The sequence below is a fragment of the Halarchaeum sp. CBA1220 genome, from assembly GCF_003721175.2.
Classification (GTDB): Archaea; Halobacteriota; Halobacteria; order Halobacteriales; family Halobacteriaceae; genus Halarchaeum; species Halarchaeum grantii.
This window is the reverse complement of record NZ_CP054707.1, coordinates 413,502-437,404: the sequence shown is the minus strand read 5'-3', so window position 1 is coordinate 437,404 and position 23,903 is coordinate 413,502. Positions and strand designations below refer to the sequence as shown.

Here is a 23,903-nt window from a genome sequence, read left to right as displayed (position 1 = left end):
GTGATATCTGGACTACTTCCCCCAGAAGGGGTCGCGTTTGCGCTGGGTTTCGAGGAACTGGTGGAGGGCTTCGCGTTCGTCCATCGGGATTTCCTCGAGGAGCTCCTGTTCGAGGACCTTCGCGTGCTTCTCGGGGAGGTCGACCCAGAGCTCGTCGCCCTCGTTGATGTCGCGGCCGACGGTGGGGCCGTCGATGCTCACCGCGACTTCGTTGCCGGCGCGGACTTCGTCGACGTCCTCGCCCTGGTCCTGGATGCCCTTCACGACGCCGACGCGCTCCATCTCGTTGCCGTCGAAGTACCCGACGGGCGTGTTGCGCCGGAGGGTGCCGGAGAGCACTTCGACGCCGATGACGGCGGGGTCGGACTGGCGGAAGACGTGGTCCTCGAGGACGCGAAAGCGCGCGGGGCGCATGACGTTCTCGAAGACGGCCTCCTTCTGCCGGCGCTCGATCTCCTCGACGAACCCCTCGTACTCCTCGACGAGCTGGTAGATGACGTCGCTCTCGAAGACCCGAACGTCGTCCTGCTCGGCGCGCGTCGCGGCGTCGCCGAGGACGTCGACGTTGAAGCCGAGGATGGCGCGGTACTCCTCCTCCTCGACGGTGGTCGCCATCGCGACGTCGCGGGGCGCGATGTCGCCGACTTCCGCGCGCATCATCGGAATCTCGGCCTCCTCGAGGGCGTTCGCCATCGCCTCGAGGCTCCCGAGCGTGTCGGCTTTCACGACGACGCCCTCCTCGCCGGTGTCGACGGCGACCTCCGCGAGCTCCGCCTGCACGTCGGCGATGACGTCGTCGAGCTCGCGGTCGCGGACGACCCTGACGGGCGCGCCCGCGATGGCGTCGTCGAGGTCGGGGGCGGCGATCTTCACGCCGGCCGCCGCCGCGATCTCGTCGACCTTCTCGAAGCGGCTCTCCGTGCGGATCTCGGCGAGCGGTCGGGGCTTCAGGAGCGCGCGGACGTCCGTGACGATGGGGCCGTTGACGCCGCCGACGACGACGGTGTCGTCGGCCCGCACGGTGCCGTCGTAGAGGATGACGTCGAGCGTCGTCCCGAAGCCGCGTTCGTCCTTCACCTCGAGGACGGTGCCGGCGCCCGGCCCCGTCACGTCGATCTCCATGTCCTCCTTCATGTAGCGCTGTGCGAGGCCCATGAGGACGGCGAGGAGGTCGGGGATGCCCTCGCCGGTCATCGCCGACACCGGGACGACGCCGACGTTCGAGCGGAAGTCCTGGACGCGCCAGTAGAAGTCGGAGGTGAAGCCGGCGTCGGAGAGCTCGCCGATGATCTCGTAGAGCTTCTCGTTGAACTGCTGCTCGACGCGGTCCGACTGCGCTTCGAGCGTCTGCTGGATCGGCGCGTCCTCGGTGACCTGCCAGCCCGGGATGGTGTCGACCTTGTTCGCGGCGACGACGAACGGCGTCTCGGAGTCCGCGAGGATCTTGATGGCCTCCTCGGTCTGGGGCTGGAACCCGTCGTTCACGTCCACGACGAGGATGGCGATGTCGGCGAGCGCGCCGCCGCGCGAGCGCAGCGTCGTGAAGGAGTGGTGGCCGGGCGTGTCGATGAAGAGCAGGCCCGGGAGGTCGAACTCGCTCGGGTCGACGAGGCTCCCCGCGACTTCGCCGACGACGTCGAGCGGGACGGCGGTCGCGCCGATGTGTTGGGTGATGGCGCCGGCCTCGCCCTCGATGACGGTCGACCCCCGGATCTTGTCGAGCAAGCTGGTCTTCCCGTGGTCGACGTGACCGAGCACGGCTACGATGGGGGTTCTGAGTCCCCCGTGTTGTGTATCTCCAGACATTGAAACCCACGCCAGAACGGCTGTTGTCCGAAAGCAGCGCGCAGAGACAGGTAAATCCCCCGCATCGCGCCCGACCTAGCCGCGCACGACGAGGGCGGCGCCGGCGACGACGAGGACGGCGGCGACGCCGAGGCGCCACGTGACGCGCTCGTCCCGCCGGAGCAGGACGGCCGCGCCGACGACGACGAAGAGCGTGCTGACGCCGAGGAGCGGCGTGACGACGGCGACGGGCGCGCGGTCGAGCGCCGCGTAGTACGTGACGAGGTAGCCGGTGTTCGCGACGCTCGCGCCGAGGAGCCACCGGTTCGCGCGCGGGCGCCACCGCTCGCCGGTCGCGTGCGAGTGCCACGCGACGTAGGCGAGGAAGCCGAGCGCGGCCGCGACGACCCGCGTGGTGAGGCCGACGAGCGGCGCCGTCCCCTCGGCGAGGCCGAGTTTCGTGAACACGGGGTCGATGCCGAGGAAGAGCGCGGCGGCGAGCGGGTAGACGAGGTCGAGCCAGAGGCGCCGGCCGGACGCGGTCGCCGGCGTCGCCCGCGAGTCGGCGGCGACGACGGCACCGCCGAGCACGAGCAGTCCGACGCCGGCGGCGAGCGTGAGCGTCGGGCGTTCGCCGAGCGCGGCGACCGCGATGGCGGTCGCGAAGACGGGAAAGAGCGCCTTCAGCGGTTCGGCGCGGCTCGCCCCGAGGCGCGCGATGCCGTGGAAGTAACAGAAGCGCGCGAGCAGCGACCCGAGTAGCCCGGAGACGGCGAACGCGGCGATGGCGGCCGGCGTGAGCCCGTAGTCGGGGTAGGCGGTGAACGCGGCGACCGGGACCAACACGAGGAGGTTGACGCCGAACATCGCGGCGATGACGTCCGCGACGCGGTGGGTCTTCGTGCCGAGGCGGACGGTGAGGCTCTGGACGGCGAGGCAGGCCGCGGACAGCACGGCGAACCCGGCCCCGGCGAGCAAGTCGGCCATTCGGGTGGACGTGTGGCCCGGCGGGGCTTAACGCCCGTGGGTGAGGGCGGCGTCGAGCGTCGCGCGCCGTGGCTCGCGACGCGTCGGGTGTGGAGGTTTTAAGTCGTCCGCCGGCAACACGGACGGTATGGCCGACATCCTCGCCGAGAACCTCTCCGGGAAGGCCGTCATGGGTTCGGATGGCACGGAGCTCGGAATGCTCTACAACATCACGATGAACCTCAAGAGCGGGACGCTCGTCGACCTGCTCGTCGAGCAGACCGAGGAGACGAACCAGATACAACTCGACTTCCCGACCGACGAGCGCGGGCGCTATCGCATCCCGGTCGGGCGCGTGCAGGCCGTGAAGGACTACATCGTCGTCGACCGATAGTGTACGTCCTCGACTCGTCCGCGTTCATCGACGAGTACGACGCCGACGGCCCGGCGGCGACGATTCCGGCCGTCCGCGCGGAACTCGAGGACGCCGCGAGCTACCGCTTCGACGCGATGGAGGGCGCGGGCATGAGCGTCCACGTCCCCGACGACGTGACGGTGCGCCGCGTCCGCGAGGCGGCGTCGGGCACGGGCGACCGCGACGTCCTCTCCGAGACGGACGTGCGCGTCATCGCGGCGGCGCTCGAACTCGACGCCGTGCTCGTCACGGACGACTACGCGATGCAGAACGTCGCGGACGCCCTCGACCTCGAGGTGGACTCTATCGCCAAGGAGGGCATCAGCGAGCGCCGCGACTGGAAGTTCCAGTGTCAGGGCTGCGGGCGCGAGTTCGACGAGAAACGCGAGCGCTGTCCGGTCTGCGGGTCGTCGCTCGCGCGGAAGAACCCGAACTAGCGCGGCCGCGCGCTCAGGCGACGCTCGCGTAGAAGAGCGCGCCGAACTGGATGGCGTCGTAGCCGCCGTGCGCGAGCGCGGCCGCGACGACGCTCTCGGTGCGCTCGTAGACGACGCCGAGGACGAGCGACACGAGAAAGAGGCGTGCGAGCGTCGCGAACAGCGCCGCCGCGCCCGCGCCCGGCGTCGCGTACGCGGGCAGGTGGACGAGCGTGAAGACGAGACAGCCGACGAGCACGGCGCCGCGCCGCGAGAAGGCGTCGTAGAGGCGCTTCTGGACGACGTTGCGCATCAACAGCTCCTCGCCGGGGCCGACGAGGAGGAGCGAGACGGGGACGAGCAGGAGCCCGAGGTACGGCGTCTGCCGGATGGTCTCCACGGTGTCGTGTGAGGCGGCGGGGATGCCGAGCGCGCTCGCGGCGGCGCTCCCGGCGAGGAGGACGGCGAACATCCCGACGAGGCCGCCGACCGTCCAGAGCGCGTCGCGCCGGCCGAAGCGGACGTCGAAATACCGGAGGGGCCGTCGCGTCACGACGACGTAGCCGAGCGCGGTGAGCGCGAGCGCGAGCGCGAACCCGCCCTGTGCGGCGGCGAGGCGCACCACGGTCGGCGGGTCGAACGCGGCGGCGACGGCGACGACGGCGCTCTGGACGAGCGCGCCCGCGACGAGGCCGAGGACGGCGACGCCGACGACGGCGGCGCCGACGCGAACGCGGCGGCCGAGGCCGGCCGCGTCCACGCCCGTGTGGTCGGCGACGGCGAACCCGACGGCGAAGACGCCGAGTGCGAGACAGACGGGCGCGCCGACGCCCACGGGAGCGCCGGTCCCGCGAACGGCGGGGAGGACGAGCGCGGCGGCGGCGACGGCGACGAGCGCCCCGGACGCGACGGCGGCGAGGCGCGCGCCCGTCTCGCGCCCGACGACCCCGCGACGGCGCGCGTAGAAGGCGGCGGCCGCGACCAGCGCCGGTATCGCGGGCTCGGGCTGGACGCCGGCGATAGCCCTGAACACGAGCGCGTCCGTCCACGGGAGGCCTGCCGACGCGACGCCGAGGCCGGCCGCGAGGAAGCCGAGCGTGGCCGCGAGACGCTCCGTTCCGTCGTCGGCGTCGTCCGCGTGCGTTTCCGGGCTCTCCGCGCCGTCGTCGCGTTCCGTGGCGTCGCTCATTCGCGCGTCACGCGCAGCGACTCCGTCTCCTCGAGGGCCTCCTCGCCGCGCAGGAGGCCGCGCGCGACCTCCTTGCCCCACTCGACGGCGGGCTGGACGAACGTCTCGACGCCGTAGAGTTCGCCCGCGAGCACGGTCGCGGCCTCCATGCCGAAGAGGAGGCCGCCGACGGCGGGGGCGTCCACGCGCTCGATTTCGACGCGGACGTTCGGGAGGCCGACGTCCGCGAGGCTCGCTTCCGTGGCCTCGAACTCGGCGTCGCGGAGCTCGCCGAGCGTCGCGCCGGCGAGGTAGTCGAGGCCGTCGAGGTCGGCGCTCGGAATCGGGACGTCCGGGCCGTCGCGGGCGTGGACGAACGTGACGAGCTTGTCGTTCGGGCCGGCGCGATAGAGCTGGAGCTGGCTGTGCTGGTCGGTCGCGCCGAGCGCTCTCACCGGTGTTTGCCCGAGGCCGTCCTTCCCGAGGCTCTCCGCGTGGAGTTGGGCGTACCACTCCGCGTACGTCTCGAGGGACTCGTGGTAGGGCATCATCACGTTCGCGTGTGCGCCGCGCTCGTCGAGCGCGTAGAGGAGCGCGCCGTAGGCGTACGCGGGCGTCTCGAAGAGCGACCCGGAGAGGGCGTCGCGCTCCTCGCGCGCGCCGGCGAGGACGCCCTCGATGTCGACGCCGAGGAGCGCGGCGGGCGCGAGGCCGACGGTGGAGAGGGCGGAGAAGCGCCCGGGCACGCCGTCGGGGACGGCGAGGACGGGCAGGTCGTGCTCGTCCGCGAGGTCGCGGAGGTTCCCCGAATCGCCGGTGGTGACGAGCGTGCGCTCCGTCCAGTCGACGCCGCGCTCCTCGTAGGCCTCGCGGACGACGAGGAAGTTCGCGAGCGTCTCGGCGGTCGTGCCCGAGCGCGAGACGACGTTCACGGCCGTCGATTCGAGGTCGAGGCCGTCGAGCAGGCTCGACACCTGCGCCGGGTCGACGTTGTCGAGGTAGTGGGCCTCGCCCTCGGCCGCGAGGGCGTCCGTGAGCGTCGCGGCGCCGAGACTGCTCCCGCCGATGCCGACCGTGAGCACGGTGTCGGCGTCCGCGAGGGGGGCGACGGCGGCGCGGATCGCGTCGGGGTCGGCGCGTTCCGGGAGGTTCAGCGCGGCGTAGCCGAACTCGTCGTCGGCCATCCCCGTCCGAATGCGGTCGTGGGCGTCCGCGACGCGCTCGTCGAGTCGCTCGAGGTAGCTCCGCGGGACTCCGGGGGTGGCGACGCCCGCGAGGGCGTTGCCGATGTCGACGTCCATACCTCACTCTCCGACGCGCGGACCAAGAGGGTTATCACTCCGCCCGTGACGCGCCCGCACGCGGCGAAACCCGGAAAAGGCCGAGCGGCCTATCGCGGGTATGAGCGACTCAGAGAAAACGAGCACGTTCCTCGTGACGCACGCCGAGGAGTCCTCGGCGATGCTCTCGGACGTCCACGGCGGACAGGTCCACACCCTCTCGGACAACCCCGGCGTCGAGGCCGGCGAGGTCGTCGAGGCGACCGTCGCGCCCGACCCGCCCATGGAGGTCACCTACTCCGTCGTCGAAGTCGCGGACCGCTACACGGTCGACGTCTTCGAGAGCGAGGAAGCGCCCACGCAGCAGGCCCGCGAACTCGCCGCCGACCTCGCTGAGGGCGACCTCGCCACCGAGGAGCGCGCGGGCGACGGCGAGATACACGTGCTCTCCGTCCCCGAGGACGCGACCGAGGAGGCCGTCGCGGACGTCGTCGCCGACGAGGCGACCGTCGAGCGCGCCGCGCGCGTCGGCGCGACGCGCGTCGAAGTCCGCTCCGAACCCGGCGTCGTCAACGTCCGCTACCTGCCGTAGGCGCTCCTCTTCCGGGACGACGCGCACGGTGAGTCGGCCGTCGCCCCGTGAGCCGGCGATAGGGTTTTATTCTGACCTCACGTATCCGACTGTACAATGATGGCGACGACGCACGCGCTCGTCGGCCTCCTGCTGGCCGCCGGCGCGAGCGCCATAACCGGTGAGGGGTCGCTCCTCGTGGCCGCCGCCGGGATTCTCGGTGGCGTCTTCCCCGACCTCGACCTCTACGCCGGCCACCGCAAGACGCTCCACTTCCCCGTCTACGGGTCGCTGCTCGCGGCCATCGCCGTCGCCGGCTACGTCGCCGTCGGCGGAGCGCTCGCGCTCGCCGTCGCGCTTTTCGTCCTCGCCGCCGCCGTCCATGCCGCCAGCGACGCGCTCGGGGGCGGCCTCGAACTCCGGCCGTGGGAGGGGACGAGCGAGCGCGCCGTCTACGACCACTTTCGAGGCGTGTGGTGGCGCCCCCGCCGCCTCGTCCGCTACGACGGCGCGCCCGAGGACGTCCTGCTCGGCGTCGCCGTCGCCATCCCCGGCTACCTCGCCTACTCCGGCGTGGTCCGCACGGCCGTCCTCGCCGCCGTCGGCGTGTCGGTGGCGTACGCCCTGGTCCGCAAGCCGATGGTCGCGCTCGCCGAACACCTCGTCCACGCGACGCCCGACCCCGTCCTCGACTACGTCCCCGAGCGCTTCGTGCGCGATATGCGCTGAGCGTTCCCTCGGCGGCGATGAGTCTTGTGGTCGCGTCGCCGACGCGACCATCGAGATAAGCGAAGTCTTATCCGAAACCCCGCCGCTACTCGAACGCATATGCCCTCGTTCGACGTTCCGGAGGTGGACTACACCCGGTACTCGAACCGGCAGCTCGCGGCCGTCCCGCTCGGCGTGCTCGCGCTCGCGCTGCTGGTGCTCGCCGGGTGGTACGTCCTCTACGGTACTCCCGTCCGACTCGGTATCGCGTTCACGGGCGGAACGGAACTGACGATCCACGCGACGTCCGCGCAGGCCGCCTCGCAGGACGCGATCAGACAGGCGTTCTCCACGCCCACGACGTCCATCCGCGCGATTCCCTCGCGCGCCGACACCTACCTCGTGACCTTCGGGTCCGGCATCGACGTCTCCACGCTCCAGCAGCAGGCCCGCGCCGCGAACTACGAAGTCGTCTCCGTCTCCAGCACCTCGGCGACGTTCGGGTCGAGCACCCAGCAGCTCGCCCTCTACGGTCTCACCGGCTCCTTCGTCGGCATGGCCGTCGTCGTCTTCGTGCTCTTCCGGACGTTCGTCCCGAGCGCCGCCGTCGTCCTCTCCGCGTTCGGCGACATCGTCGTCCCGCTCGCGCTCATGAACGTCTTCGGCATCCAGCTCTCGCTGGGGACGGTCGCCGCGCTCCTGATGCTCATCGGGTACTCCGTTGACTCCGACATCCTCCTCACGAACCACGTCCTCAGACGCTCCGGGAGCTTCTACGAGAGCGTCCACCGGGCGATGACGACCGGTGTGACGATGACCGTGACCTCCATCGCCGCGATGACCGTCATGTCGCTCGTCGCGTTCCTCTTCGGTATCGACCTCCTGACGAGCATCGGGCTCGTCCTCGTCTTCGGCCTCGTCACCGACCTCGTGAACACCTACATGCTCAACCTCAGCCTGCTTCGCTGGTACAAGTTCGAGGGGGTGAGTCGGTAGATGGCGCCGAGCATCCGCGAGAACTGGCGCGTCGCCCTCCTCGTCGTCCTCCTCGTCGGCAGTCTCGGCGCCGTCTTCGTCCCCGGCGCCGCGCCCGTCACCGGGAGCGCGGGGAACGCCGCCACGCAGGGCGCGACGAACCTCCAGTACGGCCTCCAGCTCTCCGGCGGGACGCGCGTCCGCGCGCCCGTCGTCGGCCTCACGGCCGAGAACGTCGACGTCCCCACCGACCAGCAGGCGCAGAACGAACTCCGGGAGGCCATCGCCGCGAACCTCTCGTCCACGACCGCCTCCGACGTTCAGCTCCGCCTCTACAACAACTCCGCCGGCACCGCCGAGGTGTTCACGAACGTCACCCAGTCGGAGTTCCGGAGCGCCCTCACGAGCGCCGGCCTCTCCGTGAGCGCCGCTGACGTTCGCGACGGCGTCACGCAGGCGACCCGCGACGACATCGTCGAGACGCTCTCCTACAAGGTGAACTCGCTCGGCTTCTCCGGTGCCGAGGTCACCGCGCAGTCGACGCCCTCCGGCGAACACTACATCGTCGTCGAGGCGCCGAACACGAACGTCTCGCAGGTCCGCGAGCTCGTCAGCAGTCGCGGGAACGTCCGTATCGTCGCCTACCACCCCGCGAACGCGAGCGCGCAGGTGAACGACACCGTCCTCTCGAACGACCAGTTACAGGCCTCGCAGATCAACGACCCGACGACCCAGCGCGGCGTCCCCGTCGTCCCCATCACGCTCACGGACAGCGCCGCGCAGTCCTTCGCGGACGACATGCAGGCGTACGGCTACACCTCCAGCGCCGGCATCTCGAACTGCCGGTACCCGAACGGCACGCCCGGCGACGAGTACTGCCTGCTGAACGTCCGTGACGGCGACGTCGTCTACTCCGCCGGCATGGGCCAGGACCTCGCGAACTCCATCGAGAGCGGCGACTTCCAGCAGACGAAGACGTTCGTCCTCCAGACGAACTCGATGAGCGAGGCCCGCCAGGTCGCCGTCGACCTCCGCGCGGGTGCGCTGCCCGCGCCCCTTAACATCGACTCGGGCACCGTCTACAGCATCGACGCGTCGCTCGCCGAGCGCTTCAAGCCCCTCAGCTTCCTCACGGGCCTCATCGCCGCGCTCGCGGTCAGCCTCGTCGTCTACCTCCGCTACGGCCGCGCGAAGGTCGCGCTCCCGATGCTCGTCACCGCGCTCAGCGAGGTCGGCATCCTCCTCGGGTTCAGCTCGCTCGTCGGCCTCTCGTTGAACCTCTCGCACATCGCGGGGTTCATCGCGGTCATCGGGACGGGGGTGGACGACCTCGTCATCATCGCCGACGAGGTGACGACCCAAGAGGTGTCCTCCGAGCGCGTCTTCCAGAGTCGCTTCCGGAAGGCGTTCTGGATCATCGGCGGCGCCGCCGCGACCACCATCATCGCGATGAGCCCGCTCGCGTTCCTCTCGCTCGGTGACCTCCGCGGGTTCGCGCTCGTCACCATCCTCGGCGTCCTCATCGGCGTGCTCATCACGCGCCCCGCCTACGGCGACATCCTGCGCTACCTCCTCACGGACGAGGGCAAGTAGCGCGGCTCACTCCGTTTCTCGACCGTCGCCGCCCTCGGCGGCCTCGCGTCCGTCGCGTGCGTCGACGGCGTCCGTCGCCTCCGGCGTCCGTGGCCGCTCGGACGCTGAGAACGCGTTAAGGCCCGTGGCCGCCTACGGAACGCATGGCTCGGCACGTTCCGGCCGGCGGGTCGGTCCACGCGCTCGTCGGCTACGCCGCGTTCGCCCTCGCGGTGGACGCCGCGGGGCCGACGCTCGCCGCGACGCTGGACGCGCGCGGCGTCCTCCCGGCGGCGACGACGGCGACGGCGCTCGCCGGACTTCTCTGGGTCCTGCTCGCGCTCACCGTCCTCGGAGTGCTCCAGCGCCAGGCCCGCGAGCGGACACGCCGCCGCGAACGCGGCCGCGACGCGACCGACGTTGACCCGCCGACGCCGACGCGACTCGGCTTGGAGGCGGCGCTCGCGTGCGTCGCCCTCGCCGTCGCGTGGCGCGCGTGGCCGGCGTTCGCGACGGCGCTCGTCCGCCTCGCGTACGCCCTCCCGACGCCCGGCGAGCCGGTCCCGCTGGACGCGCTCGCGGTCGTCGTCGGTGTCGGGGTCGTCCTCGCCGTCCTCGCGTGGAGCGCCGACCGCGCGGTCGTCGGCGCGCTCCGGTGGGCGCTCAGTCGAAGTCGGTGAGCGTCGCGTTCCCGGGCGTGGCGTCCGTCTCGAACTCCGGGAGCGCGACGAACTCGAGGCCGGCGTCGCGACACGCCCGCTCGACGCGCTCGGACGCCGACGGCGCGACGAGCAGGCCACGGACGTCGCCGGTGTCCTCGTAGAGCGAGACGTAGCGCTTCAGCTGGTCGAAGTGGTTGAGCGTCGCCTGCACGCGCTTCACCTCGACGACGACCGGCGTGCCCTCGTCGTCGACGGCGTAGAAGTCGATGAAGCCGTACTTCGTCTCGCGCTCGTGCTCGACGATGCGGAGGCCGTCCTCCAGCTCCTCGGGGTGGGCCTCGATGTACTCGTGCATCTCCGCCTCCGTCCCGGACTCCTCGTACTCGGCGGCGTCGGCGGCGTCGAAGCGCGTGAGGCCGTACGTCTCGCGGACGCGCACCTCCACGCGCTCGCGGGGGTTCGAGCGCCGCGCGACGATGACGGGTTCGTCAGCGGTCTCCGCGACGGAGGTGACGATCGTCCCGCCGGTCGGCATCCAGTTCACGGGCTTGTGCTTCGTCGGCTGATGGACCAGCAGCGTGCCGTCCGGTTTCGCGACGAGGAGGCGGTCGCCCGGACCGAGGTAGCCGCTCGTCCGGCCGTCGTACTCCACCTCGCACGCCACCTCGGCCGTCACCACCGCGCCCTCGTGGAGCGCGGGGAGACGACGTCCGCGACCGTCTCCGCGTCCGGCGACTCGTATCGCTCGACTCCCATTCCGTCCGCACGGTCGCGCGGGCGACACATAAGCGCTCAGAACTCCCCGAGCGCGGACTGCTCGGCGGCCGCGAGGACGTCGTCGCACGTCGCCCACGACTCGCGCGCGCAGTCGGGGAGGCCGCCGGTCTCGGCGACGTAGGCGCGGAGGAACTCGCGCGTCGCGGGGTCGCTCGGGTAGCCGCTCCCGACGTCGTAGCCCGCGTGCACCTCGGCGATGCCCTCGACGTGTCGGTCGCGCGCGACCTTCGCGACGATGCTCGCCGCGCCCACGATGGCGTGCGCGCCGTCCGCGCCGTGCTCGGCCACGAGGTCGATACCGGCGTCCACGCGCTCGGCGACGCGGCGCCCGAAGCGCGCGGCGTCCACGTCCCCGCCGTCCACGACGCCCGCGAGGCCGTCCGTCGCGACCCGCTCGAGGGCGTCGGCGTGCGCCGCCACGGTCAGCGTGTTCATGTCGGTCGCCGGGTCGTCGATGCGCTCGACGCCGACCTCTGCGACGCCGACGTCCGCCACCGCCCGAATCCGCTCGTCGAGCGCCTCGCGGCGCGCGGGCGCGAGCGTCTTCGAGTCCGCGATTCCGTCGGGCAACTCCTCGGGGTCGCAGACGACGGCGGCCGCGAACATCGACCCCAGAACCGGGCCCTTCCCGGCCTCGTCCACCCCGAAACGCCGCGTCATCCGTCGGACTCGACGAAGAAGTCGGGGTCCTCGAAGGGCTCGTCCTCGCCCTCGACGGCGAGCACGTCGAGCTCCGTCACGTGACACGCGGTCCCCATCAGACCGGCGAGCGAGGGCTCCGTCCGCCCCTCGTCGCTCGAGACGAGTTCCTTGATGTAGAGGCCGCCCTCGCCGTGGATCTCGACCGTCGCGTGCGTCTCGTCCTCAAGCTCGCCCGACACCGCGTAGGCCTCACGGATACGGGTCTTCGCCGCGCGGCGATGCGAGACGCGCTCGGGCGTGTTCTGTTCGATAGTCGCGCCGTCGAGCTCCGCGAGCGCCGCCTCGAAAGCCGCCTCGTCGACCGGCTCGTCGAACTGCACGCGCGCACGGTAGGTCTTCGACGCGTCGAGTTCCTTCACGCGCTCGACCATGTCGTAGGTCGCGAGGCGCAACCCCTCGACCTCGACCTTCCCGTCCGCGTGTTCGTTGATCTCGGCTTCGAGGGCGTCGACGTCCGGGAAGCGCTCGCGGGGGTGTTTCACCTCGACGACGAACGGCCGCCCGGTCCCGAGCATCTTCGCGTCGATGTCCTCCCGGCCGGCGCCGTGGAACGAGGAGTCGTCGCCGTCCATCGCCTCCAGAATCGTGGGCGAGACGAGCTGCTCGACGGACTCGGCGTACATGTAGCCCGTGCCGTCGCAGTGGATGCAGGGCTCGCCCGCCCGCCGCCCGGTGCCGTTGCACTCCCGACACGGCCACTCCGTCTGGGGTATCTCCCGCGAGAGCTTCCGGTAGCGGCCGTAGACGAACGCCGGGTTCACCTGCACGTCCACGGACTCCTCGGCGACGTCGAGGACGAAGAGGACGTCCGGGCGCTCGAAGTCCACCTCGGTGTCGGTGAGGCGCCCGACGCGCTTGCCGACCTCGCGGTTGAACTCCGCCTTGAACGGCTCGCCGCCCTCCTCGCCGAGGCCCGCGCTCTCGCGCAGCAGCGCCTCGTTCTCCTCAACGAGCGGCGGCGCGCGCGTCCCCACCTGATAGGTCGCGAACTCGACGTCGTCGACGCCGCTCGCCGCGCGCTCCGCCCACTCGTCGAACGTCGCGCACAGCCCCTCGCAGACCCAGCACGCCTCCGTCTCGACGGGGTCGTGCGGGTCGTCGTCGTCGAGTTCGACGCTCACTCTGAGCGCCCGCCCGCGCTCCTCGTTCGTCAGCCCGAAACTCCGGTCGGCGAACTGCCGGCCGAGACAGGCGTCGCAGACCGGGCCGTTCTCCACGACGGCCCGCGCGTCCTCAAGGATGCTCATACGCGACGTATCGACGCGCGCCGGGAGGAACCCTTCGGTCCGCCGTCGCCGGCGCCCGGCACAACGCCTTTGCCCACAGTCGACGAACCGTCCCCGCATGGCCCTCCACGCCGTCGACGACGTGACGGATGCACTCTCGACCACGACCGCCTTCCTCCGCGAGTTGACCCCCGTCGAGTGGCTGAAGCTCGCGCTCGTCGCCGTCCTCACCGGCGGCGTCAGCAGCGGGTTCTCCGGCTCCGGGAACGTCAACACCGGCGACGTCGGCACCGTCCCGGACGCCGACCTCCCCTCCGGCTCGCTCGGTGACGTGCTCGCCGTCGTCCCGCTCTGGGTCTGGGCGCTCCTCGCCGCCGCGCTCCTCCTCGGCGTCGTCTTCGCCGTCGTCGGCGCCGCCCTCGAGTTCACGTTCGTCGACGCCCTCGTCACCGGCGACGTCGAACTGCGCGCCACCCTCGCCGCCCACTGGGGGCAGGGCCTGCGCCTCTTCGCCTTCCGCTTCCTCCTCGGTAGCCTCGTCCTCGGGGTGTTCGCGCTCGCCATCGCGCCCGTTCTGCTCGGCCTCCCCGTCGGCGCGCTCTTCCTCCTCTTGCTCCCCGTCGGCGTCGTCCTCGCGCTCTGCGTCGCCGTCGTCCTCGGCTTCACGCGCGCGTTCGTCGTCCCCATCATGTACTGCGAGGGCGTCGGCGTCCTCGCCGGCTGGCGGCGCCTCTGGGGCGTCCTGCGCGCGCACCCGAAGGAGTACGGCGTCTTCTTCGTCGCGAACCTCGTGCTGACGCTCGTCGGCGGCGTCGCCGTCGCCATCGTCCTCGTCCTCGCCCTCATCCCCGTCGCCATCGTCGTCGGCCTCGTCTTCGGCCTCCCGTTCGCGCTCGCCGGCGCGGGCGGCGCCCTCGCGTGGACGTGGCTCGGCGTCGGGCTCCTCCTCGGGCTCCTCACCACCCTCCTCCTCGGCGGCCTCGTCTCTGCGCCCGTGCAGGCCTACCTGCGCTACTACCCGCTCCTCCTCCTCGGCGACACCGAGACGAGCCTCGACCTGATCCCCGAGCGCCGCGCCGACGCTCGGAGCGACGACGCGGACGGCGACGAGGGCGACGCCGCCTGAGGCCACCCGACGGCGAGTCGCGGCGTTCAACACGCTCCGCCCCCTCTCGACCGTATGCGCCACTTCGTCGTCCACGGCCACGACGCCCCAACCACCGCCGACTTCGACCTCGCCGACCTCGCGGGCGGCGCCGGCCGCCTCGACGTCCTCTGCCGGTGCGTGAACTCGGCGGTCTTCCTCTCGCACGGCATCCGCGAGGACGTCCGGGTCTCGCTCGTCCTCGCCGACGACCTCACCGTCCGCTTCGAGGGGAGCGAACTGCGCTACCTCAACCCCGACGAGCGCAACATCGCGGGGATGCTCCGCAAAGCCATCGACGCCAAGGGGAACGCCATCGGCCACCGCGAAGCCAACCCCTCGCCCGGCGTCTACGTCTCCAAGCGCGGCTTCGAACCCACGCTCGACGACGCCGCCGCGCGCGGGACCGTCCTCCAACTCCACGAGGACGGCCGCCCCCTCCCCGACGTCGAACCACCCACGGACCCCGTCTTCGTCCTCTCCGACCACCGCGACTTCACCGACGCCGAGGCGACGCACCTCGCCGACGCGAGCGACCACCGCGTCCGCGTCGGCCCCGAAGTCCTCCACGCCGACCACACCATCACCGTCGCGCACAACTACCTCGACACCGACGCCTACACGTCCTACTGACCCCCAGATCCCCTTTCGGAAGCGTTAAAGGCAATCGCCCCATCCGTTCGAGTGCGGGCCGGTGGGGTAGCTTGGTATCCTTCGGCCTTCGGGTGGCCGTAACCGCGATTCAAATTCGCGCCGGCCCACTTCTCCCGCATTCCGACACCGGACAGCGATTTCTCCGTCCCTCACTCACCGCCGCGCCGTCGCTCCACGCCGTCGCGAACGCTCGCGAACCGACGGTCACGCGTAACTCGGCCGCCATAGCTCCCGGGTCAGCGGTGAGCGGCCCGTACCCCGACGGCGCCGCCGCGCTCCCGCGTCCCGCGACGACCCCCGTGATTCGCGAGAGCGAGCCGTACGGAGCGGACTCGCGTCGTGTCAGAGAACGCGATTGTGTGGGTTGAGGGCGTATTGCGGGCGCTAACAAAGGTTTCGCCGGGCTCGAACGCGGTAATCGGCCACCCATTTTAAGTTATCTCCGAGTCAGATAGCACATAGACGCCGACCGCTGTTCGCAGAAGAGGACGTGGGGACGGAGGCCCCGGCCTCCCGACCTACGCGATGGGAGTCGCCAGACTCCTACATCGCTTCTGTGGCTGGGTTGGCGCATCACAATCATGAAACTTACACACATCTTCGACACGGACGACCGTGGTGTCTCCCCGGTGATCGGAGTCATCCTAATGGTCGCGATTACGGTTATTCTCGCGGCCGTCATCGGGACGTTCGTCCTCGGCCTCGGGAGTCAGGTCGGCAATAACGCACCGCAGGCGAGCTTCGACTGGGAGAATCAGAGTCCCAATACTGTAGAAGCGACGCTTCAGAGTAGTGGGAGTGCTATCAGCAACAGTTCGTTGAGCGCCTCCACAAGCACGAGCAACCGCAAGGTCAACATCACCAGTGGTCCTGGTAGCGATATCTCTGCTGGCGACACACTGAACATCACGAACTGGGACACATCTACGGATCCTGACTCTGCTACTATGTGGAGTGACGGGCAGAAGGTGAACCTCGTCTGGAGTTCCGACTCCGGCCAGTCCTCGATCATCTCCTCGTGGACGTACAACGCCTAACCACCGATGGAACTGAAAGACCTCCTCGATAACGACCGTGGTGTCTCCCCGGTGATCGGGGTTATTCTAATGGTCGCGATTACGGTGATTCTCGCGGCCGTCATCGGAACGTTCGTGCTCGGTCTCGGTAGTCAGGTCGGGAACAACGCCCCGCAGGCCAGCTTCGAGTGGAACCAGCAGAGTGAGAATATTCTTGAGAATAGCACCGACGATGGCACGACCAACAAGACCGTAACTGTCACCCACCAGAGCGGTGCTCCGATTGATGTCGAGAACGTCAACGTCACCGTCAACGGTAACCCTGCCTACACTGTCGATAGCTCCGATAGCTTGACTGCCGTCTTCTCGGGAGAGATTACGGCCGGCACGAGCGGGACGGTTGATCTTTACGGTACGGGCGCCAGTACCGGAGATGACGTCACGTACCCGAGCCGTAGTTACGAGACGAGTGGAGGCACCCCGATGAACACGCTCTCTGAGGGCGACACCGTCCGTCTCGTGTGGTCCTCCGACGGCGGCAGCTCGTCGATTCTGACGAGCTACACCGTTTCGTAACCACACCACTGTCGCGGTCTTTCTTTCGCGTACTCGCCGTCGAGGAGCAACTGCGTTAGCCGACGACACGGCCGGGGCGTCGCGCTCGGGCAGCGGTCGGTCGGTGCACACCCCGCCATCGAGGGAGAGGCGGCCCCGGACGGTCAACTCGTAGCTGTCGAGTGGCGCGGCGGACTCCGCTCGGGAGAGGGCACGGCGTGTGGTCGCAGTCGCGCTGTCGGCCGCGAACACTTTTTACCCGGCGTGTGAACCGATGTGCTAGAACGATGACGCTCTCGGAGTTCATCGAGGACGTGGACGCGCCTCAGGCGTCGCTGGTGGTGGTGAATCGCGACCAGCCGATGCCGGTCCAGCGGATGCTGGAGGGGCTCTTCGAGGGCCAGCCGGTCGCGGTGTCGGAGGCCGACCTCCCCGAGGGCGAGCGCGACGTCGTGCTGTTGGTGCGCGACGGCGACGTCGTGGCGTCGTCGCCGCTGTCGGCGGTGATGGACGCGGTTCTGCTGGTGAACTCGGACCTGTTCATCACGGGCACACGGGGCTTGGAGGAGGCGGAGCTGCCGGACGTGCTGGCGGGCTTGGAGGAGACGCGCTTCGACGTCCGTGGGTATCCGGAGACCGAGAAGGACAAACTCCTCCTCATCGCGGTGTCGCGTGCGATAGAGCGCGAGGCGTGGCTGGCGGGCGAGGGGAGACTGCGCTCGGCGTTCCAGCGGCTCTCTCGGATGAACGACGAGTCGGGGACGCGTGCGGTCTACGAGACGCTCGCGGAGTCGGACGTGGACGTCCACGTCTACGGGACGCCGGACTGGATGCCGCCGGTGGGGTTCGACGTGACGGCGCACGCGGGCTACGGCGACGACTTCCGAAAGGGGTGGTTCGTGGTGTTCCGGCGCCCCGAGGGCGGCGGGACGGCGCTCGTGGCGTACGCGGACACGCCCCGGCAGTGGTCGGGGTTCTGGACGGGCCGCGACGACCTCGTCGACGCGGTCGCGGAGGACATCGCCTACCGCCTGTGAGCGTGAATGCTATCCGCGTCGCACCCCTCGTGGGCCCATGACCGAGGGGTTGGACGCGGACGTGCCGTCGGCGGAGGCCACGGCGGCGGAGCGCGACGCCGTCGCGGCGCGGGTACGCGAGCACGCGGGGCGTCTCGCCTACGAGCTCGCGCGCCTCAAGGGCGGCGACTACGGCCGTCGGACGTTTCGAACGGACGGCGGCGAGTGGACGCTGAAGTACGAGGCGGGCGACGTGGACTTCCTGCGCTTCGAGGGGCGCTCGGGGCTCGACGTCTACGTGGTCTCCTCGAAGGCGGACCCGGACGCGGGCGAGCTGGCGACGGCGATGGAGCACTACGACGAGTTCGTCGCGGCGTTCGAGGAGTACGTGGCGTCGCTCGCGGGCGTGCTCGACGGCGTGCCCGAGGAGTTCCCGCCGGTGGCCTCGACGGGCGAGGTGGCGGCCGAACGCGACCGCATCGTCTCGCGCATCGAGGACGCCGCGGACCGGATGGCGGCGGAACTCCACCGCGTCGAGCCCACGGAGTACGGGACGTTCACGGCGACGGTGGATGGGACGCGCTGGGAGTTGAAGCGCGAGGCGGCGTCGGCGTCCTACGTTCGGGCGGGCGGCGAGGGCGGCGTCTACCTCGTCTCGCAGTACGCGCCGCCGTCCCCGGGCGACGTCCGCGAGTACGCGCCGGGATTCCGGGGGTTCGTCGAGGCGTTCAACGCCGAGGTCGCGGAGCTGAGCGACTCCCTCGACGGCGTCGAGCTCTGAGCTCTCAGTCGATGTAGCCGAGGCGTTCGAGGCGCTCCGCGACCTCGGGGTCGAGGTCGGTGTGTTCGAGGGCGTCGCGCCCGGCGGCGTCGCGCTCCTCGAGGATGGTGAGGAGCTGGAGCGACGTCCGGAGTTTGTAGTGGACGTCCGGGTCGTCGGTCTCTTCGAGGAGCGATTCGAGCATGGTTCGGATGGTCTCGATGGGCGTGTCGGTCATACGCCATCTCGTCGTGGAATACTGATAAACCATGCCGCTGTTCTCGGCCAGTGCGTACTCGGTCGGCCGCGCGGAACCGAAACGGCGAGGGGGACGCGGGCCGAGCGCTCACTCGATGAGCGACGACGCCGACAGCGAGGACGCCGACGACGCGCGCGACGCGCTCGCGTGGGAGACGACGGACAGCGACGTCGCCTACGACTGCCCGGGCTTCGACGTCGTCCACGAGGACGTCGTGCTCCCGGACGGCACCGAAAGCGACTTCGACTACCTCGACGAGGCCCCTTCCGTCGTGGTCCTGCCGCTCACGCCGCAGGGCGACGTCGTCGTCATCGAGGAGTGGCGACAGGCGGTCAAGCGCGTGAATCGCGGCCTCCCGGCGGGCGGCGTCGAGGACGCGGACGCGGACCTCGCGGACGCGGCACACCGCGAACTCACCGAGGAGACGGGCTACGAGGCCGAGCGCGTGAAGAAGCTCGCGTCCTTCGAGCCCACGAACGGCGTCGCGAACGCCCACCACCACTACTTCGTCGCGTACGGCTGTACGCCCTCGGGCGAGCAGGAACTCGACTTCAACGAGAGCATCCGCGTCGAGGAGACGACGCGCGACGCCCTGCGCGGAGCGCTCAGACGCGACGACCTCCGGGACGGCCGGGCGGCGCTCGCGCTCCTCTACTACGAGGCGTTCGGCCCCGAGGCCGAGTTCCGCGCGTAGGCGCACAACACAACCCTTAGTCGTTCGCCGCGCGAAACGCGAGCAATGAGAGACGTCTTCGAGATCCGCGCGCAGGACGCCGGCGGGCGCATCGGCGACCTGCGCGTCCCGCGCGCGGACGTGACGGTGGAGACGCCCGCGCTCCTCCCCGTCGTCAACCCGAACCTCATCACGGTCGACCCGTCGCGCTTCTCCGAGTTCGGCGCGCAGATGCTCATCACGAACTCCTACATCATCAAGCAGGACGAGGACCTCGCCGAGCGCGCACGCGAGGAGGGCCTCCACGACCTGCTGGGCTTCGACGGCGCCATCATGACGGACTCGGGCTCCTTCCAGCTCGCCGAGTACGGCGAGATTGAGACGGACACGGCGGAGATCCTCCGCTTCCAGCACGACATCGGGAGCGACGTGGGGACGCCCGTGGACATCCCGACGCCGCCGGACGTCCCGCGCGAGCGAGCCGCGGAGGAGCTCCGAACCACGCAGGAGCGCCTCGAACTCGCGGAGACCGTGGACGTCGGCGAGATGCTCGTGAACGCGCCCGTGCAGGGCTCGACCTACCCGGACCTCCGCGAGGACGCCGGCGAGTACGCCTACGGGACGGACCTCGATGTCTTCCCGGTCGGCGCGGTGGTGCCGATGATGAACCAGTACCGCTACGACGACATGGCGCGCGCCGTCGCGGGCGCGAAGCGCGGCTTGGGGCGGGACGCGCCCGTCCACCTCTTCGGCGCCGGCCACCCGATGATGTTCGCGCTCGCGGTCGCGCTCGGCTGCGACCTCTTCGACTCGGCGGCGTACGCCATCTACGCGCGCGACGACCGCTACCTCACCGTCCACGGCACCGAGCACCTCCCGGACCTCGAGCACTTCCCGTGCTCGTGTCCGGTCTGCGTCGAGCACACGCCCGAGGAGGTGCGCCGGATGCCGGACGCGGCGCGCGAGGAACTGCTCGCCGAGCACAACCTCCACGTCTCCTTCACGGAGCTCCGCCGCGTGAAGCAGGCGGTCCGCGACGGCGACCTCATGGAGCTCGTGGAGGCGCGCGCACACGCCCACCCCCGCACGCTCGACGGCTACCGGGCGTTCCTCGACCACGCCCGCCAGTACGAGGCGAGCGACCCCGCGAGCAAGGACACCTTCTTCTACACCTCCGCCGAGTCCGCGCGTCGCCCCGAGGTCATCCGCCACCGCGAGCGCCTCGACCGACTCTCCCCGGAGGGTCACGTCCTCCTGACGGAGGGCCCGCGCCACCGCGACTACGACGACTGCTGGCACGTCAAACCGCCGTTCGGCCCGTACCCCCGGGAGCTCTCAGAGACGTATCCGCTGACGGCCGAAATCCCGGAGAACATGGACCGGGAGGGCTACGAGGCCGCCGCGAAGGCCGTCGCGCGCCTCGCCGGCGAGCACCCGGACGCCGAGTTCACGCTCGCCCACGACGGCTGGCCGGGGGACGCCCTCGACTACGTGCCGCCGCGCGTCGCGCTCGTCGACCTCCGGGAGGAGCGCTTGGAGGGGCCGCCGACCGAGCCGTAGGCTCGGTCGAACGAGCGAGCGGTGGAACCGCGAGCGGACGAGTAGCGTCGACCGGACGCGCGAGCGGACGACGAGGCGCCGTTCTTCGGCGTCGTCGCGGTGGGGCGGGTGGCGATGGCCTTACGTACGCCCGGGGTGACGGTGGGGACGATGGAGGCCGTTCTGTGGTACGTGCTCACTGGGACGCGCGGCGGGCCGAATCGCGCCCGCATCCTGCGCGCCCTCGACGCGCGGCCGCGGAACGCCAACCAACTCGCCGAGGACTTGGACCTCGACTACAAGACGATTCGCCACCATCTCGACGTTCTCACGGACAACGACGTGGTGCGGAAGAGCGGCGACGACTACGGCGCCGTCTACCTCCCCTCGGAGCGCGCGCGGAGCAACTGGGGGACCGTCGAGGACGTCCTCGAGAAGGTGGAGTGAGTATGGAGGAATTTGGGAAAGTGCCTATACGCGCCGACGTCGAACGGTGGGACAGATGAGCCTCTGGGCCGACGCCGCGAAGGTCGCGACGGGACTGAACGTCGCGCTGTTAGCGGTGCTGCTCGCGGTCTGGGTGCGCAACTACCTCCAGTTCCGCTCGAAGCACACGCTCGGCCTCGCGCTCTTCTGCGTCTTCCTCCTCGCGCACAACGCCGTCTACTTCTACATCTACCTCGTCGACCCGATGCTCTCCGGCTGGTTCTCGACGGCGGTGCCGGTGCTCGTCTGGCGCTTCCTGATGGCGCTCGCCGTCTTCGAGACGCTCGGCCTCGCGTTCCTCGCGTGGACGACGCTCGACTAACTGCTTCTTGATACGTTCGCGGGTCTCGGCCGACAGGTTCTACTGAGTGACCACGCCGAGACTCGTCGGAATCGCGCCGAACCCCTCGAAAACGACCAAACCGGGTTCGAGTGGGAACGAATTTGGGTGAGAGTCCGGAAAATAGCCTTTAGGTGATACGTCCTCGTTCGGGCCATGCGACGACAACTCGCATCCGTACTGGTCGTCGCGGTGGTGCTCGTCGGCGCGGTGCCGGCGGGCGCGGCCGCAGCGAGCACAGCACCGGACGAACCCGCGGACATGCACGCGCCCGCGGTGTCGTTCTCGAACCAGAGTAGCGGCGGGACGGTCGTCACCGTCGACTCGGTGACGCTCCCCGACGGCGGCTTCGTCGCCATCCACGACGCCTCCGTCACCGAGGGGAACGTCCTCGGGAGCGTCGTCGGCACGTCGCAGTACCTCGCGGCGGGCACCCACGAGTCGGTCGAGGTCCGCCTCGACGAGCCCCTGAGCGAACTCGGGACCCGGACGCTCGTCGCGATGCCTCACGCGGACTCGGACGGTGACCGCGCGTACACGTTCGTCGCCTCGAACGGCGAGACCGACGGGCCCTACACCGCCGGCGGGAGCGCTGTCGTCGACACCGCGAGCGTCGACGTTTCGGCCTCCGTCTCGATGAGCGACCAGCCGACCGACGGATCGAGCGTCGTCGTCGACCGCGTCGAACTCGCGCAGGGCGGGTTCGTGACGGTGCACGACGCCTCGGTCACGGAGGGGGCGGTCTTCGAGTCGATTCGCGGCACCTCCGCGTACCTCGACGCCGGCGTCCACCACGACGTCCGCATCGACCTCGACGCGAACGTCACGCAGAATACGACGCTCGTGCCGATGGCGCACCGCGACACGGACGACGACATGGCGTACGACTTCCCGGCCTCGGACAGCGAGACCGACGGTCCGTACACGGCTGACGGCTCCGCCGTCGTCGACACCGCGTCCGTCACCGTCGGGCAGTCCGCGATGGTCGCCTACGGCGGCGGCGCGACCGGCGGCCACCACGTCAGCGTGGACTCCGCCTACCTCCCGAACGGCGGGTTCGTGACGGTGCACGATGCCTCGGTCACGGAGGGGGCGGTCTTCGAGTCGATTCGCGGCACCTCCGCGTACCTCGCGCCCGGCCTCCACCGGAACGTCTCCGTGACGCTCGACGCGCCCGTGGAGAACGACACGACGCTCGTGCCGATGGCGCACCGCGACACGGACGGCGACATGACGTACGACTTCCCGGCCTCGAACGGCGAGACCGACGGTCCGTACACGGCTGACGGCTCCGCCGTCGTCGACACCGGCGCGGTGACCGTCTCCGCCGCCATCACCTACGGCCCGACCGCCTCCGACGGGGCCACCGTCACCGTCCCCGTCGTCGACCTCTCCGAGGGCGGCTACGTGACCGTTCACGGGCCGTCGCTCTACGCCGGCGACGCGCTCGGGAGCGTCCTCGGCACCACCGACTACCTCGACGCGGGCGTCCACCGCAACGTCACGGTGACCCTCGACGAGCACGTCCGCTCGACGCGCCTCCTCACCGCGATGGCGCACACGGAGTCGAACGACAACACGGCGTACGAGTTCGTGTCGAGCGAGGGCGCGACCGACGGCCCCTACACCGCGAACGGGAGCGCCGTCGCCGCCGCCGCGCAGACCGACGTGAACGCCCACGTCGCCATCGACGCCCAGTCCGGCGACGGCGCGACCGTCACGGTCGACTCGGTGACGCTCGCCGACGGCGGGTTCGTGACGATTCACGACGCCTCCGTCACGGAGGGCGCCGTCTTCGAGTCGATCCGCGGCACCTCCGCCTACCTCGCGCCGGGCACCCACGAGAACGTCACCGTCTCGCTCGACGCGCCCTACGAGGGCGACGGGACGCTCGTCGCGATGGCCCACCGCGACACGAACGCGAACATGGCGTACGAGTTCGCGTCGAGCGAGGGCGCAAATGACGGCCCCTACACCGCGAACGGCGCGGCCGTCCTCGACACCGCGAGCCTGAGCGTCGCGGGCGCGAGCACGACGACCGACGCGACCACCACGACGGCCACGAGCACGTCGATGGGCGAGACCACCTCCGGTGGCTCGCCCGGCTTCGGCGTCGCGCTCGCCGTCCTCGCGCTCGTCGGCGCCGCGCTCCTCGCGCTCCGCCGCGACTGACGCCACCGCAACGACCGACGAGTCGGGCGCGTGACGCGACGGCGCGTCGGGACCGTCACGCACGCG

25 protein-coding genes, 1 tRNA gene and 1 pseudogene are annotated in these 23,903 nt (G+C 70.5%); 19 read left to right on the top strand and 8 right to left on the bottom strand.

The features are described from left to right. Positions 1 to 12: 12 nt before the first annotated feature. Both infB and EFA46_RS02355 read right to left on the bottom strand, forming a co-directional pair. On the bottom strand, positions 13 to 1,806 hold the full coding sequence (infB, locus tag EFA46_RS02360) for a translation initiation factor IF-2 (RefSeq protein WP_123075120.1): 1,794 nt from the start codon (positions 1,804 to 1,806) through the stop codon (positions 13 to 15). 75 nt (positions 1,807 to 1,881) lie between these two features. Continuing rightward, positions 1,882 to 2,772 carry a DMT family transporter gene (locus EFA46_RS02355; protein ID WP_123075122.1) on the bottom strand — a complete coding sequence of 297 codons (891 nt, stop codon included), beginning with the start codon at positions 2,770 to 2,772 and terminating at the stop codon, positions 1,882 to 1,884. Between the two features lie 127 nt (positions 2,773 to 2,899). Here EFA46_RS02355 and EFA46_RS02350 point away from each other — a divergent pair, with 127 nt between their 5' ends. Both EFA46_RS02350 and EFA46_RS02345 read left to right on the top strand, forming a co-directional pair. Then, positions 2,900 to 3,145: a PRC-barrel domain-containing protein gene (locus EFA46_RS02350; RefSeq protein WP_123075124.1), complete on the top strand. Its 246-nt coding sequence runs from the start codon at positions 2,900 to 2,902 to the stop codon at positions 3,143 to 3,145. Continuing rightward, complete coding sequence (locus EFA46_RS02345) at positions 3,145 to 3,603, top strand: NOB1 family endonuclease (RefSeq protein ID WP_123075126.1); 459 nt, start codon at positions 3,145 to 3,147, stop codon at positions 3,601 to 3,603. The genes EFA46_RS02350 and EFA46_RS02345 overlap by 1 nt, the downstream gene beginning before the upstream one ends. A 13-nt stretch (positions 3,604 to 3,616) precedes the next feature. Here EFA46_RS02345 and EFA46_RS02340 read toward each other — a convergent pair whose 3' ends face one another. Together EFA46_RS02340 and EFA46_RS02335 are read right to left on the bottom strand one after the other, a co-directional pair. Continuing rightward, positions 3,617 to 4,771: a CPBP family intramembrane glutamic endopeptidase gene (locus EFA46_RS02340; protein ID WP_123075128.1), complete on the bottom strand. Its 1,155-nt coding sequence runs from the start codon at positions 4,769 to 4,771 to the stop codon at positions 3,617 to 3,619. Further along, entirely contained in the window at positions 4,768 to 6,051 is a 1,284-nt protein-coding gene (locus EFA46_RS02335; protein ID WP_123075130.1) for a glucose-6-phosphate isomerase, read from the bottom strand. The genes EFA46_RS02340 and EFA46_RS02335 overlap by 4 nt, the downstream gene beginning before the upstream one ends. Before the next feature lie 100 nt (positions 6,052 to 6,151). Here EFA46_RS02335 and EFA46_RS02330 point away from each other — a divergent pair, with 100 nt between their 5' ends. The 5 genes from EFA46_RS02330 to EFA46_RS02310 all read left to right on the top strand — a co-directional run bounded on the left by EFA46_RS02330 (position 6,152) and on the right by EFA46_RS02310 (position 10,536). Beyond that, positions 6,152 to 6,622: a DUF5812 family protein gene (locus EFA46_RS02330; protein WP_123075132.1), complete on the top strand. Its 471-nt coding sequence runs from the start codon at positions 6,152 to 6,154 to the stop codon at positions 6,620 to 6,622. Between the two features lie 96 nt (positions 6,623 to 6,718). After that, positions 6,719 to 7,330 carry a metal-dependent hydrolase gene (locus tag EFA46_RS02325; RefSeq protein ID WP_176969828.1) on the top strand — a complete coding sequence of 204 codons (612 nt, stop codon included), beginning with the start codon at positions 6,719 to 6,721 and terminating at the stop codon, positions 7,328 to 7,330. A 99-nt stretch (positions 7,331 to 7,429) separates the two neighbouring features. Continuing rightward, entirely contained in the window at positions 7,430 to 8,305 is an 876-nt protein-coding gene (gene secF / locus EFA46_RS02320) for a protein translocase subunit SecF (protein ID WP_123075134.1), read from the top strand. Then, the gene (locus EFA46_RS02315; protein WP_123075136.1) at positions 8,306 to 9,877 is read left to right on the top strand and encodes a preprotein translocase subunit SecD; all 1,572 of its coding nucleotides are present in this window, start codon (positions 8,306 to 8,308) and stop codon (positions 9,875 to 9,877) included. A 143-nt stretch (positions 9,878 to 10,020) separates the two neighbouring features. Beyond that, the gene (locus EFA46_RS02310; protein ID WP_123075138.1) at positions 10,021 to 10,536 is read left to right on the top strand and encodes a hypothetical protein; all 516 of its coding nucleotides are present in this window, start codon (positions 10,021 to 10,023) and stop codon (positions 10,534 to 10,536) included. On the opposite strand, the pseudogene nucS reads toward EFA46_RS02310, so the two are convergent. The 3 genes and pseudogenes from nucS to EFA46_RS02295 all read right to left on the bottom strand — a co-directional run bounded on the left by nucS (position 10,520) and on the right by EFA46_RS02295 (position 13,244). Further along, a pseudogene (gene nucS / locus EFA46_RS02305) lies at positions 10,520 to 11,274 on the bottom strand (endonuclease NucS). The gene EFA46_RS02310 and the pseudogene nucS overlap by 17 nt on opposite strands. Positions 11,275 to 11,310: 36 nt before the next feature. After that, positions 11,311 to 11,955, bottom strand: coding sequence for a ribonuclease HII (gene rnhB / locus EFA46_RS02300; RefSeq protein WP_123075140.1), 645 nt, complete (start codon positions 11,953 to 11,955; stop codon positions 11,311 to 11,313). Continuing rightward, a complete protein-coding gene (locus tag EFA46_RS02295) occupies positions 11,952 to 13,244 on the bottom strand; it encodes a tRNA pseudouridine(54/55) synthase Pus10 (protein WP_123075142.1) in 1,293 nt (430 codons plus the stop codon). The genes rnhB and EFA46_RS02295 overlap by 4 nt, the downstream gene beginning before the upstream one ends. Positions 13,245 to 13,341: 97 nt before the next feature. Here EFA46_RS02295 and EFA46_RS02290 point away from each other — a divergent pair, with 97 nt between their 5' ends. From EFA46_RS02290 to EFA46_RS02260, 7 genes are all read left to right on the top strand, one after another. Further along, positions 13,342 to 14,349 (top strand): hypothetical protein, encoded by a 1,008-nt coding sequence (locus EFA46_RS02290; RefSeq protein WP_123075144.1) that lies wholly within the window; start codon positions 13,342 to 13,344, stop codon positions 14,347 to 14,349. Positions 14,350 to 14,403: 54 nt separating this feature from the next. Further along, on the top strand, positions 14,404 to 15,000 hold the full coding sequence (gene trmY / locus EFA46_RS02285; RefSeq protein WP_123075146.1) for a tRNA (pseudouridine(54)-N(1))-methyltransferase TrmY: 597 nt from the start codon (positions 14,404 to 14,406) through the stop codon (positions 14,998 to 15,000). A 55-nt stretch (positions 15,001 to 15,055) separates the two neighbouring features. Continuing rightward, positions 15,056 to 15,128: transfer RNA gene (locus tag EFA46_RS02280), tRNA-Pro, on the top strand. Positions 15,129 to 15,602: 474 nt separating this feature from the next. After that, the gene (locus tag EFA46_RS02275; RefSeq protein ID WP_123075148.1) at positions 15,603 to 16,058 is read left to right on the top strand and encodes a type IV pilin; all 456 of its coding nucleotides are present in this window, start codon (positions 15,603 to 15,605) and stop codon (positions 16,056 to 16,058) included. A gap of 6 nt (positions 16,059 to 16,064) precedes the next feature. Next, positions 16,065 to 16,613 (top strand): type IV pilin, encoded by a 549-nt coding sequence (locus EFA46_RS02270; RefSeq protein ID WP_123075150.1) that lies wholly within the window; start codon positions 16,065 to 16,067, stop codon positions 16,611 to 16,613. A 266-nt stretch (positions 16,614 to 16,879) separates the two neighbouring features. Beyond that, complete coding sequence (locus EFA46_RS02265) at positions 16,880 to 17,629, top strand: histidine kinase (protein ID WP_123075152.1); 750 nt, start codon at positions 16,880 to 16,882, stop codon at positions 17,627 to 17,629. Positions 17,630 to 17,666: 37 nt separating this feature from the next. Next, a complete protein-coding gene (locus tag EFA46_RS02260; RefSeq protein WP_123075154.1) occupies positions 17,667 to 18,389 on the top strand; it encodes a hypothetical protein in 723 nt (240 codons plus the stop codon). Between the two features lie 4 nt (positions 18,390 to 18,393). Here EFA46_RS02260 and EFA46_RS02255 read toward each other — a convergent pair whose 3' ends face one another. Then, on the bottom strand, positions 18,394 to 18,606 hold the full coding sequence (locus EFA46_RS02255; RefSeq protein WP_123075156.1) for a hypothetical protein: 213 nt from the start codon (positions 18,604 to 18,606) through the stop codon (positions 18,394 to 18,396). 115 nt (positions 18,607 to 18,721) lie between these two features. Between EFA46_RS02255 and EFA46_RS02250 the strand changes: the two genes are divergently transcribed. From EFA46_RS02250 to EFA46_RS02230, 5 genes are all read left to right on the top strand, one after another. Continuing rightward, positions 18,722 to 19,321, top strand: a complete 600-nt coding sequence (locus tag EFA46_RS02250) for an NUDIX hydrolase (RefSeq protein ID WP_123075158.1) — start codon at positions 18,722 to 18,724, stop codon at positions 19,319 to 19,321. A gap of 45 nt (positions 19,322 to 19,366) precedes the next feature. Next, on the top strand, positions 19,367 to 20,860 hold the full coding sequence (tgtA, locus tag EFA46_RS02245) for a tRNA guanosine(15) transglycosylase TgtA (protein ID WP_123075160.1): 1,494 nt from the start codon (positions 19,367 to 19,369) through the stop codon (positions 20,858 to 20,860). A 150-nt stretch (positions 20,861 to 21,010) separates the two neighbouring features. Then, on the top strand, positions 21,011 to 21,286 hold the full coding sequence (locus tag EFA46_RS02240) for a winged helix-turn-helix domain-containing protein (RefSeq protein ID WP_123075162.1): 276 nt from the start codon (positions 21,011 to 21,013) through the stop codon (positions 21,284 to 21,286). A gap of 55 nt (positions 21,287 to 21,341) precedes the next feature. Continuing rightward, on the top strand, positions 21,342 to 21,647 hold the full coding sequence (locus EFA46_RS02235) for a hypothetical protein (protein ID WP_123075163.1): 306 nt from the start codon (positions 21,342 to 21,344) through the stop codon (positions 21,645 to 21,647). Between the two features lie 174 nt (positions 21,648 to 21,821). Next, positions 21,822 to 23,837, top strand: a complete 2,016-nt coding sequence (locus tag EFA46_RS02230) for a PGF-CTERM sorting domain-containing protein (RefSeq protein ID WP_123075165.1) — start codon at positions 21,822 to 21,824, stop codon at positions 23,835 to 23,837. The last annotated feature ends 66 nt before the right edge of the window (positions 23,838 to 23,903 follow it).